Source organism: Clostridium thermobutyricum DSM 4928 (assembly GCF_002050515.1).
GTDB lineage: Bacteria > Bacillota > Clostridia > Clostridiales > Clostridiaceae > Clostridium > Clostridium thermobutyricum.
This window is the reverse complement of sequence record NZ_LTAY01000056.1, coordinates 1-15527: the sequence shown is the minus strand read 5'-3', so window position 1 is coordinate 15527 and position 15527 is coordinate 1. Positions and strand designations below refer to the sequence as shown.

The window sequence follows — 15527 nt, the reverse complement described above, 5'->3', positions numbered from 1 at the left end:
ATTGATTATTATAACAATGAGCGTTGTCAATGGAATTTAAAAAAGCTGACTCCTGTTCAATACAGAAATCAGCTTTTAGCATCTTAACTCTCTTTTTTAAAATGTCCTTGACATAGGGACCACTTTAATTTGACCGACATGCAAATTTAAAATATAAATATGGAAATAGGCAGTTTTGGTGTAAAGGATACTATGTTGATACAGTAGGAAGAAATAAAAAAGTAATTGAAGAATATATAAAGAATCAAATTCAAGAAGATTTAGCTTATGAACAGATGAGTTTAAAAGAATACATAGACCCGTTTACGGTTGTGCCGGTAAGGAAAGGCAAGTAATAAAGCCCCTTTAGGGGCAGCCAGTGAAAATATGCGGTTGGCAAACCGTTCAACGTGCGAGTAGCACAGCCAGTAACAGAGCCTTATAGGCGTAGAGAGCAAACCACCTGTTTGACGGGTGGTCCTGATTATGGCAAAATATAGCTTTGAATTTAAAAAGAAAGTTGTAAAGGAATATTTAGATGGGAAAGGAAGTTATGAACGTTTAGCTAATCATTACCAAATAAAATATTCGTCAAATATCAAAAAATGGGTTTCAGCTTTTAGAAGATTTGGAGATGAAGGTTTAATAAGATCTAAAAAAAATAAAAGTTATTCTTTTAGCTACAAGCTTTATATGGTAGAGTTATACTTAAATACGGATATGTCTTATCAAAACCTAGCTCTTTTAGAAGGAATTAATAATCCAGTTCTTATTTGTAGGTGGGTAAATGACTTCAGAATTGCTGGTCCTGATGCATTGCGTCCGAAAAAGAAGGGGCGAAGTAAATTGATGAAATCATCACAAAAATCTACTGATAAAAATGAAGTTAATATAACAGCTATTGATACTAGTGGCGAACGTGTTAAACAACTTGAAGATGAGTTACTAAAGTTAAAGATAGAGAATGCTTATTTAAAAGAATTTCGGAGACTGCGTTTGGAAGAGGAAACTCTTCTGAAAAAATAGCGAGAATTGTCTACAGTCTCTGAGGAGAATTCAAACTAAAAGACATTCTCACAGTAGTTGGCTTTCCTAAAGCAACATATATGTATTGGCAAAAAAGATTTGATAGAAAAAATCCTGATAAAGAACTTGAAGATAAGATTATTGAAATACATGAAAATAATAAAGATTTTGGCTATCGCCGTACGTATGGAAAACTTAGAAAAGAAGGACTCATTGTTAATAAAAAGAAGGTTCAAAGAATTATGCAAAAGCTTAAACTTCAAGTTAAATCGTTCACTAGAAAAAGCCGTAAGTATAACTCATATAAAGGAAAAGTTGGTAAAGTTGCACCCAATAGAATTCACAGAAGATTTGATACGATAATTCCTCACCCAAAAATCACAACAGACACATCTGAATTTAAATATTATGAAGTTGATGAGAAAGGAAACAAGGTTATTAATAAATTATACCTTGATCCTTTTATGGATATGTTTAATATAGAAATAATAAGTTACGGAATATCTAAGCGACCATCTGCAATGAATATTATAGGAGCATTGACGAAAGCTATTGAAATAACATCTGATTGTAAATATCGTAGAACCTTTCATTCAGACCAAGTATGGGCATATCAGATGAATGCAGATGTAGATATGTTGAAAGAAAATAATATATTTCAAAGTATGTCTCGAAAAGGCAATTGTTATGATAATTTAGTAATGGAAAACTTCTTTGGAATTATGAAGCAAGAAATGTATCACGGAATGGTTTATTATAGTTATGATGAGCTTAAGGAAGCTATAGACAAGTATATAAAGTATTACAATGAACAAAGAATTAAAGAAAAATTAGGATGGATGAGTCCGGTAGAATATCGTCTCAGCCTCATGGCTGCATAAAAATAGCATAGCAGTTTTTGCTGCTATGCTCAAAGAGTCTAACTTTTTGGGGCACCTCAATTAGCAAAAATCACGCTATTCTTATAATACATGCTTAAAATCATATGGGTGTTGTAAATTCATTTGGACTATGTAAAGAAAATGTAAATGATGATGTAAAAGATCCGCAAGGTGGTATATATGGTAGATTTTATGGGACAAATACTTTGAATGGATATATGGAAGAAAATGCTTTTATTAATTTTCAAAAATCTATATCTTCCTTGGATATAGAAATGATGAGAAAAAATATAATTTTAGCGCAAGAATTGTATAAAAAGTAGGGTATTACAACTATTCAAGATGGTTTTCTTACCGATTCCTTATATTCTTTGTTAAAACTATTTGCTGAAGAAAAACTTTTAAAAATTGATGTTGTTGGATATATTGATTTAGAAAATTATCGTAATATATATCAAAATCATTCAAAAGATTATGTATATAATAATCATTTTCGTTTAGGCGGATATAAAATCTTTTTAGATAGATCTCCAAAAGGAAAAACTGCATGGATGAAGGAACCATATGAACATAGTAAAGAAAGGGGATATCCAGTTCATTCAGATGAAGATATATATGAATTGATCAGCAATGCTTTAGAAGATTATGCACAGTTATTGGCACATTGCAATGGCGATGCTGCAGCTGAACAATATGTAAAACAATTTACAAGAGTTAAGGAAAATCATAGTTACATAGATTCTTATCGTCCAGTTATGATTCATGCTCAATTGGTAAAAGAAGAGGAATTAACAAAGATGAAACGAATATCTATGATTCCAAGTTTTTTGTTGCGCATACATATTATTGTGGAGATATTCATTTGGCAAATTTAGGGGGAGAAAGAGCCGCTCGTATTTCTTCTGTAAAAGATGCTATTCGTACAGGTCTTACATATACATCCCATCAAGATACACCTGTATTATTTCCTGATGTAATGAAGACAATCAGCTGTGCAGTTAATCGAATTACAAAAAATGGAGTTGAATTGTCAAAAGATCAAAGTATTAGTGTTATGGAGGCTTTAAAAGCTGTAACAATATATGCAGCTTATTAATATCATGAAGAAAATAGTAAAGGAAGCATTGAAAAAGGAGAAAAAGCAAACTTTGTAATTTTAGAAAAAGACCCTTTAGAAGTAGAGTTAAGTGAGTTAGAAAAAATACAAGTGGTTGAAACAATCGTAGATGGTGTAACAATATTAAAAAAATGATATAATGTAAAGGTATTCGCAATTTAGAGAAAAGGAGAGAGTATTCGTTGAAATTAAGCAAGGATATAGTTTTAGAATATATACAAAATCAATCATTACATCAATCAGAGGATGTTCATTTTACAACTCAAGAACTTTCAGATGTTTTACAGATGCAACGTTCAAATTTAAGCAAGCTATTAAATGAATTGGTAAAGGAACATCGCATTAAGAAAACTAGTGGTAGACCTGTTTATTATTCATTAGTAAAAGAACATGAAGAATCATGTTTTCATACAATGATTGGTTATAATTCAAGTTTAAAGCAAGTTGTTCAGTTAACAAAAGCAGCTTTGCTATATCCAAGCAATTCATTGCCTATTTTAATTACAGGATCAGATGGATCAGGAAAAAGTTTATTAGCAAGGCTGATTTATGAATTTGCGAAAGAAACTAACATTATTAAACAAGAGGCTCCATTTATTAAAATTAATTGTCGATATTTAGTTGAAGAATCTAATGAGAAAATTAGAGAAATTTTCTTTTCAAAAGATTATGGGGCGATGAAAAAAGCACAAGGAGGTATCCTATTTGTTGATCACATCAATCGATTATCTCATGATATTCAAAGTGACCTTTTAAATTATGTTGAGATAGCACAAATATCTTTAAGTAATATGATTTTAGTTTACTCTGTGGATGACTCTATCAATCCTTCTTATTTGAGTCTATATTCTTCAAAGTTTTCAATTGTTGTGGATTTACCAGCACTATCCAAAAGGAGTTTTGAGGAAAGATTTGATATGATTCAACTTTTTTTTCAAAAAGAAGCAGAATGTATTCAAAGGGATATTAAGATTAATGCGGAGGTATTACGTTGTCTAATGCTGTATCCATGTCAATCTAATGTAAAACAGTTGAAAAAGGATATTCAGTTAGGCTGTGCAAATGGTTATGCTAGAAGTTTTGACAAAGAAGACAGTCAAATGGAGCTTTTTATTCATGATTTTCCGAATTATGTTCGAAAAGGTTTTTTATCATATCGTAAATATCGTACAAAGATTGAACAAATAATACCAGATAATTATTTGTATATTTTTTCAGCCCAGGCAACAAATGCTTGCCATGATAATAATACAAAACAATCCGATGGAAATTTTTATAATATGATTGATCGAAAAGTAGAAGAACTGAAACAACATGGAATAGATGAAGAAGATATCATGGGAATTATTCAAGCTGATTTAGACTATAATTTTAAACAAATTAATTCCAGTATTGAACAAAAAGAAATTGATAAAGAATTGATTTCTAAGATTGTTGATTCTAAAATTATTGGGATGGTTGATACGTTTCTTAAAGAGGCATCAATACGATTTGAACGTATTTATCCAAACTCACTTTTTTATGCGATTTGTTTACATTTATCTGCGTTATTAGAAAGAAAAGGAAAATCTCAAAAATTATCCAATGAACAAATTGTTATGACAATAAAAGAATTTAATGAAGAATACATTTTTTGCTCTAAATTTAAAACTACACTAGAAAAAGAATTTAATGTACAATTTTCTATTTATGAAGTGGTATTTTTAACAATGTTTATAACACAGGACAATTTTAGTGAAAAATCAAAAAATAAACCAGTTGTTTTGGTAGCAATGCATGGAAGTAGTACTGCATCTAGTATTGTTGAAGTAGCAAACACATTGGTTGGAGATGGAAATATTTATTCCTTTGACCTTTATTTAGATAAGGATATGCAAAAGGTTTATGAGGAATTAAGCCAAACAATTTTAGAAATTCATCAAGGAAAAGGAGTATTTATGTTATATGATATGGGTTCTTTAAGGTCTATGGCAGAAATGATAAGCTTAGAAACTGGAATTGATATTAAAACTGTTTGTATTCCAGCTACTCTAATTGCTTTGGATTGCTCTCGTAAAGCGAGCTGTTATAATTCCTTAGATGATATATATATATCAGTTATGGACTCTTATCAACAAATGTATCCAGAAATTCAACAATCTTATCAGAAACAAGAGAAACCTCAAGTTATTATTACTTTATGCATGACAGGAGAGGGAGCAGCAATACAAATAAAAAATTATATTGAGCAACATATTTATTTAGAGAATACAGATATCATACCTTTAGCTATTTCTGATCATGAATATCTGTTGAAAAAAGTAAATCAAATTCAAAAAAGTCAAAAAATTGCTTGTATCATTGGAGCTTATAATCCAGAGTTATACGGAATACCATATATTCCTATTTCTAAATTGTTTGATACTTCCCCAGATAAACTGGATATTTTACTATCTTTAGAGACAGCAGAATCCGTTATGTCAGTGAACTATGATGCTATTTATGCATATCTTCAAGAGCAGTTATATGGATTCGATTTTAAATTATTAAAAGAAGTTTTACCAAAGGTCATTCGCCGAATAAAGAAAATAGTGCATGGGCTATCATCTGATCAAGAAGTAGGTTTATTTATGCATATTGCTTGTTCTATTTATCGTTTGCAAAATGAAAATAAATCTGTAAAAAATGGACAAACCAAACACATTATTTTGAAAAATAAACGTCTATACAATGATTTGAAAGACATTTTACATTTAATTGAAGAAGAATTTTGCGTGGAATTTAACGATGATGAATTGGCAAATATAATTCAAATTATAAGACAATGTTGAGTGTATGAAAACTGGTTCTTTCAGAAAATAAAAAGAAAAAACTATGAGTTAAGAAAATTGAGCAGCATAACAGGATATGCTGCTTTTTATGTTTTATGATTTAATTAAATTTGTCCTTGATGTAGAAAATCAATATATACTGTATAGATTAATACATTTTAAATATCAAAATAATAAGAAAATTAGTATAGATAGATACGGTTTTGTTTTAATCAGAATGTGTATATATTCCTACATTTCTATATTGGAACTTTTATATACGTTAATATTATCATTTATAAAACTTAAATAAGTTTTGAATTAAAAAGTGTGATTAATTATAAAATGAAATTGAACTAATAAAAAATCAATATGTTACTAGTGAAGTTATGAAGGATTTTTAAGATAATATTATGGCAAATACTTTAAAGGGTATTCAAGAAGAAGGATTTGATTTTAAGGGAATTATCTTCTTTGGTCTTATGATAACTAAAAATGGAGTATACCTATTAGAGTATAATGTTAGAATGGGTGATCCTGAAACTCAATTTGTACTTCATTTAATGGAAAGTGATTTATTTGAAGTTATTGAAGTAGCTATGGATGAAAGATTAAATGAAATTCAAGTAGAGTGGAAGGATGAAGTTTGTATAAATGTAGTTCTTGAATCTAAAGGATATCCTGGTAAGTTTGAAAAGGCATATGAAATAACTTATTGATAAAGCAATTAAAGATAATGTATTTTTAGCAGGTGCTAAGCTTGAGGATGGAGTTCTTAAGACTAGTGGAAGAAGAGTTCTTTCTGTAATTGGTACAGGTAAGACTTTAGAGGAAGATAGGGAAGAGGTTTATAGAAATGTTGAGCTTGTTGACTTTATTGGAGCTTATTGTAGGAAAGATATAGGAATTTATAGATATGTAAGAAGAGAGTAGGGATAAGAGAGATAATAAGGATAAAAGAGAGAATAAGGGTGTCTGAATATCTGAATCTTTGATTAAGCTATATGAAGGTACTATGTGAGAAACAGAGATAAGGAGGAAATCCAGCTAAGCAGGATTTCTTTTTGTATTTAGAATACCACAGGTTCGACCTGTGGTTTCGGAAAGCTTCTAGCGATGAGTAGAAATAAAAAAACCTCCGTTGTAAAATTATAGTAGGTTTGCCGACCAGAACTATAATACAAGGAGGTATCCAATATGGATAATAGTAGTTTAGCACATAGTAAATGGAATTGTAAATATCATATAGTCTTTGCACCGAAGTATAGAAGACAAATAATATATGGAAAAATAAAAGCTGATATAGGAGTAATATTGAGAAAGTTATGTGATCAAAAAGGTGTAGAAATAATAGAAGCAAATGTATGCAAGGATCATATACATAGGCTTGTTAGTATACCACCAAAATTGAGCGTTTCGCAATTTATGGGATATTTAAAGGGAAAAAGTTCGTTGATGATATTTGACCGACATGCAAATTTAAAATATAAATATGGAAATAGGCAGTTTTGGTGTAAAGGATACTATGTTGATACAGTAGGAAGAAATAAAAAAGTAATTGAAGAATATATAAAGAATCAAATTCAAGAAGATTTAGCTTATGAACAGATGAGTTTAAAAGAATACATAGACCCGTTTACGGGTGCGCCGGTAAGGAAAGGCAAGTAATAAAGCCCCTTTAGGGGCAGCCAGTGAAAATATGCGGTTGGCAAACCGTTCAACGTACGAGTAGCACAGCCAGTAACAGAGCCTTATAGGCGTAGAGAGCAAACCACCTGTTTGACGGGTGGTCCTGATTGTATTTTTATGCAGATTATCAATATTTTTATCTTTCATAAAAATATTGTGTATTATTTATCGACTATCTGTATAAAAAATATTTAAAAATAAATATACAATATTGATGAGAAAATATATATTATTGTAAAAATTATAGTAAAACTTAAGGTGGAGTAAATAAAAAAACATATATGTGTGTTAAAAACGAATTTAATGTATAGAAAATTTTATTTTGTTCAAAAATCTCGTTTGATGATAGAAAATACAAAATCTATAATATAAGTGTAAATTACATACAAGGAGGTAACATATGAATACAGAAACAATTGCAATGACTTTGATTGCTTATTCTGGAGATGCAAGAACTTTAGCGTTTCAAGCACTACAAACTGCAAAAAAAGGCGATTTTGATAAAGCAGATTGCTTAATGGAGGAAAGTGAAAAAGCATCTACACAAGCACATAAAGCCCAAACAGACCTTTTGGTTGCAGAGGCTAATGGAGAGAGGGCAGATATAAATGTTCTATTGATTCACTCACAAGATCATTTAATGACAAGTATGTTAGCACAAGAATTAATTAATGAAATGATTCAAATGTATAAACAACAAAAAAATAAATAGGAGGAAATAAAAATGAGAGTTTTATTAGCATGTGGAGCTGGATTATCAACAAGTATTTTAATGAAAAAAATGGAGAAATATTGTGAGGGGATAGGGGAAGAATTAAAAATTGATGCTGTTCCTGTAAATAATGTAGAAGGATATCAAAATGATTATGATTGTGTATTGATTGGTCCTCAAGTTTCTTATCGTTTAGATGAATTAAAAGAAATTTTAACTATCCCTGTGGCAGGAATACCTTCGTTAGATTATGCTATAGGAAATGCAGAAAATGTTATGAAATTAGCTCATAAGATTACAGGAAAATAATTTAGGAGGAGAGAATATGAATAATAAATTAGAACAATTTGCTAATAGCGCATTTATGAAAAAGATCCAACAAGTAAGCGTGAAATTATCTAAAAGCCCTGCCTTTGGCACAATTAGTCAAGGTATGGGAGGAACAATGGGACTTATAATGATTGGCGCTGTTGTACAAATTATTTGTGCTGTTGGTGGATTGGTATTTGGCTGGAAAGCTGGTCATCCAATTTATGATGTATTGTATATGCCTTATGAATTAACAATGGGGTTGTTAGGACTATTCATGTCATTTACATTAGCATATAACTATGCAAAACGTTTAGGAGTAAAAGCAACAATCCAATCTGGATTTACATCTATGGTATGCTTTATCCTAGTTTGTTCACCACTTATGTCAACCACAACAGAAGCAGGTGCTATCATTCGTTCTTTAAATGTTAGTTCTTTAGGTGCAAACGGAATCTTTTGTGCAATTTTAATTGGTTTATTATCTGTTCGTATTACAAAATATGCTGTGGATCATAACTGGATCATTCGTATGCCAGATGTAGTTCCTGAAGGAATTTTAAATAGTTTTAACTCTATTATACCTTCCGGATTAAATATTATAGTTTGGTATGGTTTAGCTGTTACAATTTCTAACTTTACAAATGGAGCAATGACATTAGGTACATTAATTACTACAACCATTGCGACACCTTTATCTTACCTTGTATCACCATTAGGAATGATTGTAATTGTTATGGTTTTCTGCTTGAGCTGGTTCTTTGGTATTCACGGTGGTAGTGTTGTATTTACAGCAATTATGCCAATTTATATTGCAGCATATGCAACAAATGCAGAAGCTGCAGCTGCAGGACAACCTCTTGTATTTAATCCAATATTCTTATATGGTTGTTTAACTGTTATTGGTGGTTCTGGAAATACATTACCGTTATGTATTATGGGATTAAAGAGTAAATCTAAACAGATAAGTGCAGTTGCGAAAGCATCTTTGGTTCCAGGTCTTTTCAATATTAATGAGCCTGCAATTTTTGGATTTCCGATTATGTATAACCCAGTTCTATTGATTCCATTTGTTTTGAATTCCTTAGTTGTTATGCTTTTTATGTACATCGGATACTCATTCAATTTAATGGCATTGCCTCAAGTATTGATTATGACAACTTTACCTGTTGGAATTCAACAATTAATGGCTTCTTTGGATTGGCGTAATGTTATATTCTGTGCTTTAATGTTGCCAATAGTATATCTAGTGTATCTTCCATTTTTTAAGATTTACGAAAAGCAATGTATTGCAAAAGAAGAGGCAGAAGCTGCTGAACTTGGAGAGTAATTAAGAAGGAATCATATTGTCAATTAAAAGAAAAAGAGAAACTTACGTAATAAAATAAGGAGGAAATGAATATGAAACATGAATTAGGGATTTCTGTATATCCAGATTTAATGCCTTTAGAAAAAATTGAAAGCTATTTTGAGTTGGCAAGTCGTTATGGTGTGTCTAAAGTGTTTTCAAGTATGTTTTCAGTAGAAGGAACAAAGGAAGAAGTTTTAGATTATTTTAAGAAATTGATTGTTGCAGCACATAAAAACAAGTTAAAAGTATCTTTAGATGTTAATCCTATGTGTTTTGAAAAAATGGGAGCTAAACCAGATGATTTAAGTGTATTTAAAAGCATTGATGTAGATTTTTTACGAATGGATTTAAGCTATGGTCCAGAAAATGATGCAAAGTTGGTAAGAAATCCATATGGAATTACAATAGAATTTAATAATTCTCCTCAAATTGTTAAAGGTTTAATAGAAAATGGTATTGATCCAAAAGACTTTTTGGTTTGTCATAATTTTTATCCACAGAGATATACAGCAATGAAGTGGAATAAATTTGTAAATAAAAATAAAGAATTGAAAGCTTGTTCAAGAGATGTTCGTATAGGTGCTTTTATTTCTTCAACAGCACCTAATACACATGGTGTGTGGGATGCAATATGTGGACTTCCTACAGTTGAAAAGTTGCGTATGCTTCCAATTGATTTGCAAGCAAGAATGTTATTAGCTACAGGAGATGTAGATGATATTTTAATTGGAAATGCTTTTGCAAGTGAAGATGAGTTTAAAAAGTTGCAAGAAGTATTGCAGGAAAATGAGAAGTTGAGTAAGGAATTGGATCCAACTTTAAAAATGTTGGTTGATCATGGAATCATTAGTTTAGACAAGCCTGTAAAAAAATTACGTGTAACACTAGATGAAGAAATTACAGAAAAAGAGAAGGAAGTATTATTTGACTTTTTCCCACATTTGGAAATGGGTGATAGTTCAGAGTGGATTTGGCGTACAAGAGTATCTCGTTTTAAATATAGTCAACCAAATGAGATTTTAACACCACGACATTATGATAAAGAAATGTTTGAGGTTGGTGATGTTGTTATTGTAAACGATAACTACAAACATTATGCTGGAGAAATTCAAATTGTAAAAATTCCTATTGTTAATGATGGAACAAGAAACAGAATTGGACATCTTGACTCAGATGAGTATCAAATGATGGAACTTGTATATGATGGGGATTTAGTTGAATTTTTAGAAAAGTAGATTGGAGGGTATTTATATGAGTTTTCCAAAGAATTTTATGTGGGGTGCAAGTTCTTCTAGTGCACAAATAGAAGGTGCTTATGATGTAGATGGAAAAGGCCTTACAACATGGGATTATGATAAGAAACGCATAAATCCAGGGTGCTGTTCTTTCAAATATGCCTCTGACTTTTATCATCATTACAAAGAAGATATTGCACTTATGGCAGAAATGGGATTTAAAATGTTTAGAATGTCAATTTCTTGGGCAAGAATTTTGCCTGATGGTGAAAGTGATGTAAATCCTGAAGGTATTAAATTTTATAAAGATGTATTTAAAGAATGCCATAAATATGGAATAGAACCATTGGTTACTATTTATCATTTTGATTTGCCAGCAGCTCTTGAAGAAAAATATAATGGTTGGCATTCTCGTAAAACGGCAGAAGCATATTTAAAGTATTGTAGAGTTATTTTTGAAAATTTTAAAGATGATGTTCATTATTGGTTAACGAATAACGAATATAACGTAATGATTTATTATGGTGCAGTAGATATGCTGACAGGAAAAGCAAATGATTTAAATGCTTTATACAATACAGGTCATATTCAGTTGGTAGCGATGGCAAAAGCTATTTCACTATGTCATGAAATGTGTCCAGATGCAAAAATTGGACCAGCACCTAATTTATGTGCCTGCTATCCAGCAAGTGCAGATCCTAAAGATACCATTGCTGCTATGAATATGGAAGATCTTCGTAACAATATGTGGGTAGATCCATTAGTTTTTGGTAAGTATCCAAAATCAATATATCATTATTTTGAATTAAATAATATCGTATTAGATATTCAAGATGGTGATATGGAGGCTTTGAAAAATTGCAACCCGGATTTTATAGGTTTTAATTGTTATGCAAATGAAACAATTGAACATTGCGACTATTATGAAATAGATTGGAATAGTATGGTTGGTGCTGATAATCGAGATATGAGTTATTTGGTTAAGTTAACAGAGAAACCAGGAGTAGGAAAAGCAGTATCTAATCCATTCTTTGCCAAAGGAGAGGATGGACATAAATTTGATCCTAGTTGCATTCGTGTGACAGCGCGAAAATTGAGTGATAGATATAATTTACCTTTAATTATAACTGAAAATGGATATGGACGTCCGGATAAGTTAGAAGATGATGGAAGTGTTCATGATAGTTATCGAATCGAACATTTAAAAGGTATGATTTCTGAAATGGGAAAAGGAATTGATGAAGGTGCTTTATTATTTGGTTATTGTCCATGGAGTGCTGTCGATTTGGTATCTACTAGGGAAGGAATTTCAAAACGCTATGGATTTATTTATGTAGATAGAGATGAAGATGATGAGAAAGCGATGCATTCGCCAATGAAACGTTATAGAAAAGACAGCTTTTATTGGTATAAAAAAGTTATTGCATCAAATGGAAAGGATTTAGGTGAATAGCAATGGGATTTTCAAAAAATTTTATGTGGGGGGGAGCAACTGCTGCTAATCAATGCGAAGGAGCATGGAATGTAGGCGGTAAGGGAATGACTGTTTCTGATGTTAGTACTGCTGGAACGGTATCAGATCCTAGATATACCACGTATATTACTAAAGATGGTAAGCCAGGAAAGGCTATTATGTTTCAAGAATTACCTGAAGGAGCTCATCGCGCAGTTTTAGATGAATATTATTATCCATGTCATGAAGGAATTGACTTTTACCATCATTATAAAGAAGATATTGCTTTATTTGCAGAGATGGGATTTAAGATTTTCCGTATGTCAATTTCATGGGCCCGCATCTTTCCAAAAGGAATTGAAAAAGAACCTAATAAAGAAGGTTTAGCATTTTATAGACGTGTATTTGAAGAATTGAAAAAATACAATATTGAACCATTGGTAACTATATTCCACTATGATATGCCTGTTTATTTGGAAGAAGAACTTGGTGGATGGGGAAATCGAGAGTTGATTGACCTTTTTGAAAAATATGGACGTGTATTATTCAATGAATATAAGGGTTTGGTAAAATATTGGTTAACGTTTAATGAAATCAATAGTCCTATTTTATTGAGAAACTATATCCAAAATTATCCGAAATCAAGAATGAAAGAAGCACTTCAAACGTTACACCATCAATTTGTTGCTAGTGCTAGAGTTGTACGTGCTGCGCATGAAATCTCACCAGATATGAAAGTAGGAGCAATGTTAGGTGGAGTGTGTAGTTATCCATTAACATGTAATCCAGATGATGTATTAGCAACTCAAAAACGTCAACAAGATGATTTCTATTATTGTTGTGATACAATGGCTCGTGGAAAATATCCATATTATGCTCAAAGACTTTGGGAAGAATATGATGTGAAACTAGAAACAAAAGAACAAGATTTTATAGATATTCAAGAAGGTAAAGTTGATATGATCACATTCTCATATTACTCTACAGGTTGTACAACAGTAGATGAAAATGCAGAAAAAGCAAAAGGAAACTTTACAACTGGTGCAAAAAATCCATACTTACAGTACAGTGAGTGGGGCTGGAGCATTGATGGAAAAGGTTTACGATACTTATTAAATGAATTATATGGCCGTTATCAGTTACCACTTATGGTTGTAGAAAATGGATTAGGTGCTGTAGACCAGCTTGAAGCGGATGGAAGTATTCATGATCCATATCGAATTGCTTATACAAGAGAGCATGTCAAAGCAATGAGAGATGCAATTCATGATGGAGTAGATTTATTAGCATATACATATTGGGGATGTATAGATCTTGTTAGTGCATCTACTGGAGAAATGAAAAAACGTTATGGATTCATTTATGTTGATAGAAATAATGATGGATCAGGAACTCTAAAACGATATAAAAAAGATTCATTTTATTGGTATAAAAAAGTTATTGAATCCAATGGAGAGGATGTGGATTAAAAAAAGGCGAAAGATATCTTTCGCTTTTTGTTCTATTATTATAAATACAAGGATAAAGAACTATGTAATTATTTTAATTGGCTCCTTTTTGTTTTGTGCAGGATTAAATTGGTTTATTGTTCCTTTGGGACTTTATAATGGAGGAACAGTAGGGATTTCTTAAATTATCCGTACGTTATTAGATATAAATATTGGTTTTGACATTGCGGGAATATTGAATTTTATGTTAAATATTCCATTGGTAATGTTAGCTTTTGTACAGTTTGGAAGATCATTATTCTTTAAAACATTTTTTTAGTATTATAACACAAACTATTATTTTACTTACTTACCAATTTATACTAAGCTTATCATAGAAGAATATGCTGTTTCATGTCTTACTGGTGGAATTTTAGCAGGAGCAGGTGTTGGAATTACGTTAAGAGCTGGTGGCTCTGGAGGTGGTTTAGATATATTAGAAGTGTATTTTACTAAAAAGAGTAAAGATTTTAGTGTAGGACGTTTTGCATTGATTATTAACGCAATCATATATAGTGTATGTGCTATTTTATTTGAATTACCTGTTGCTATTTATTCTATTTTGTATTCTATGGTTTACTCCATGTCAATTGATAAAACACATTTACAAAATATAAATACAAGCGTTATGATTTTTACAAAAAATAAGATTATTTGTGAAACAATATTACATGAATTAAATCGTGGAGTAACTTATTGGAAAGGGGTAGGGGGGTATACAGAAGTTGATACCTATGTTTTTTATAGTGTACTGTCAAAATATTAAGTAAGAATATTACAAGAAAATTTAAAGATACAAGATCAAGATGCATTTGTTGTTGTGACAGAACAAGATCAAGTATTAGGAAATTTTGAAATAAGATTGTGATAAAAGAAATGTGTGTGAATAATGTGAAAAAATTATTTTATAATGGAACAATATACTGACCCAAAAAAGTTAGACCAAAAATCTAACGATTGGAGGTCAGTTTTTTTGTATTTAGAATACCACATGTTCGACCTGTGGTTCCGGAAAGCTTCTAGCGATGAGTAGAAATAAAAAAACCTCCGTTGTAAAATTATAGTAGGTTTGCCGACCAGAACTATAATACAAGGAGGTATCCAATATGGATAATAGTAGTTTAGCACATAGTAAATGGAATTGTAAATATCATATAGTCTTTGCACCGAAGTATAGAAGACAAATAATATATGGAAAAATAAAAGCTGATATAGGAGTAATATTGAGAAAGTTATGTGATCAAAAAGGTGTAGAAATAATAGAAGCAAATGCATGCAAGGATCATATACATAGGCTTGTTAGTATACCACCAAAATTGAGCGTTTCGCAATTTATGGGATATTTAAAGGGAAAAAGTTCGTTGATGATATTTAAACTGGAACCTATAAGATGGACACTTATAAAAAAGAGTCTATCTATATAGGTTCTTTTTTTGTACAATAAATTTATGAGGTGGATTAGTTATGAGTAAAATAAGATTTTCAAAGGATGAAATAGT

The 15527-nt window shown here is 30.9% G+C and carries 11 protein-coding genes and 5 pseudogenes; all 16 read left to right on the top strand.

From position 1 onward, the window contains the following. A partial coding sequence (locus CLTHE_RS10695) for an IS3 family transposase (RefSeq protein ID WP_143324019.1) occupies positions 1–87 on the top strand: 87 nt, incomplete at its 5' end. A 41-nt stretch (positions 88–128) separates the two neighbouring features. Continuing rightward, positions 129–335 (top strand): annotated as a pseudogene (locus tag CLTHE_RS10690) (transposase); the annotation flags it as partial. Between the two features lie 130 nt (positions 336–465). Next, a pseudogene (locus CLTHE_RS16965) lies at positions 466–1886 on the top strand (IS3 family transposase). 104 nt (positions 1887–1990) lie between these two features. After that, positions 1991–2209 carry a hypothetical protein gene (locus CLTHE_RS10675; RefSeq protein ID WP_080023403.1) on the top strand — a complete coding sequence of 73 codons (219 nt, stop codon included), beginning with the start codon at positions 1991–1993 and terminating at the stop codon, positions 2207–2209. Between the two features lie 48 nt (positions 2210–2257). Continuing rightward, positions 2258–3138, top strand: a pseudogene (locus tag CLTHE_RS17230) (amidohydrolase). A gap of 47 nt (positions 3139–3185) precedes the next feature. After that, on the top strand, positions 3186–5813 hold the full coding sequence (locus tag CLTHE_RS10660) for a PRD domain-containing protein (RefSeq protein WP_080023395.1): 2628 nt from the start codon (positions 3186–3188) through the stop codon (positions 5811–5813). Between the two features lie 335 nt (positions 5814–6148). After that, positions 6149–6725 (top strand): annotated as a pseudogene (locus CLTHE_RS10655) (phosphoribosylglycinamide synthetase C domain-containing protein); the annotation flags it as partial. A gap of 264 nt (positions 6726–6989) precedes the next feature. Beyond that, positions 6990–7460: an IS200/IS605 family transposase gene (gene tnpA / locus CLTHE_RS10650; protein WP_080023393.1), complete on the top strand. Its 471-nt coding sequence runs from the start codon at positions 6990–6992 to the stop codon at positions 7458–7460. Positions 7461–7881: 421 nt separating this feature from the next. Continuing rightward, on the top strand, positions 7882–8193 hold the full coding sequence (locus CLTHE_RS10645; protein ID WP_080023391.1) for a PTS lactose/cellobiose transporter subunit IIA: 312 nt from the start codon (positions 7882–7884) through the stop codon (positions 8191–8193). 12 nt (positions 8194–8205) lie between these two features. Then, entirely contained in the window at positions 8206–8502 is a 297-nt protein-coding gene (locus CLTHE_RS10640) for a PTS sugar transporter subunit IIB (RefSeq protein ID WP_080023389.1), read from the top strand. A gap of 16 nt (positions 8503–8518) precedes the next feature. Beyond that, positions 8519–9832, top strand: a complete 1314-nt coding sequence (locus CLTHE_RS10635; protein WP_080023388.1) for a PTS sugar transporter subunit IIC — start codon at positions 8519–8521, stop codon at positions 9830–9832. A 65-nt stretch (positions 9833–9897) separates the two neighbouring features. After that, entirely contained in the window at positions 9898–11088 is a 1191-nt protein-coding gene (locus tag CLTHE_RS10630) for a MupG family TIM beta-alpha barrel fold protein (RefSeq protein WP_341456359.1), read from the top strand. Positions 11089–11104: 16 nt separating this feature from the next. After that, on the top strand, positions 11105–12541 hold the full coding sequence (locus CLTHE_RS10625; protein ID WP_080023384.1) for a glycoside hydrolase family 1 protein: 1437 nt from the start codon (positions 11105–11107) through the stop codon (positions 12539–12541). A gap of 2 nt (positions 12542–12543) precedes the next feature. Next, positions 12544–14010 (top strand): glycoside hydrolase family 1 protein, encoded by a 1467-nt coding sequence (locus tag CLTHE_RS10620; protein WP_080023382.1) that lies wholly within the window; start codon positions 12544–12546, stop codon positions 14008–14010. Between the two features lie 334 nt (positions 14011–14344). Beyond that, on the top strand, positions 14345–14794 hold the full coding sequence (locus CLTHE_RS17040) for a YitT family protein (protein WP_341456360.1): 450 nt from the start codon (positions 14345–14347) through the stop codon (positions 14792–14794). A 340-nt stretch (positions 14795–15134) separates the two neighbouring features. After that, positions 15135–15401: pseudogene (gene tnpA, locus CLTHE_RS10610) on the top strand (IS200/IS605 family transposase); the annotation flags it as partial. Between the last annotated feature and the right edge of the window lie 126 nt (positions 15402–15527).

Excerpts from the sequence above, each read along its gene's own strand:
- tnpA (WP_080023393.1), top strand. The coding sequence starts at position 6,990 with ATGGATAATAGTAGTTTAGCACATAGTAAATGGAATTGTAAATATCAT.
- CLTHE_RS10675 (WP_080023403.1), top strand. The coding sequence starts at position 1,991 with ATGGGTGTTGTAAATTCATTTGGACTATGTAAAGAAAATGTAAATGAT.
- CLTHE_RS10625 (WP_080023384.1), top strand. The coding sequence starts at position 11,105 with ATGAGTTTTCCAAAGAATTTTATGTGGGGTGCAAGTTCTTCTAGTGCA.
- CLTHE_RS10620 (WP_080023382.1), top strand. The coding sequence starts at position 12,544 with ATGGGATTTTCAAAAAATTTTATGTGGGGGGGAGCAACTGCTGCTAAT.
- CLTHE_RS10635 (WP_080023388.1), top strand. The coding sequence starts at position 8,519 with ATGAATAATAAATTAGAACAATTTGCTAATAGCGCATTTATGAAAAAG.
- CLTHE_RS10645 (WP_080023391.1), top strand. The coding sequence starts at position 7,882 with ATGAATACAGAAACAATTGCAATGACTTTGATTGCTTATTCTGGAGAT.
- CLTHE_RS10630 (WP_341456359.1), top strand. The coding sequence starts at position 9,898 with ATGAATATGAAACATGAATTAGGGATTTCTGTATATCCAGATTTAATG.
- CLTHE_RS10640 (WP_080023389.1), top strand. The coding sequence starts at position 8,206 with ATGAGAGTTTTATTAGCATGTGGAGCTGGATTATCAACAAGTATTTTA.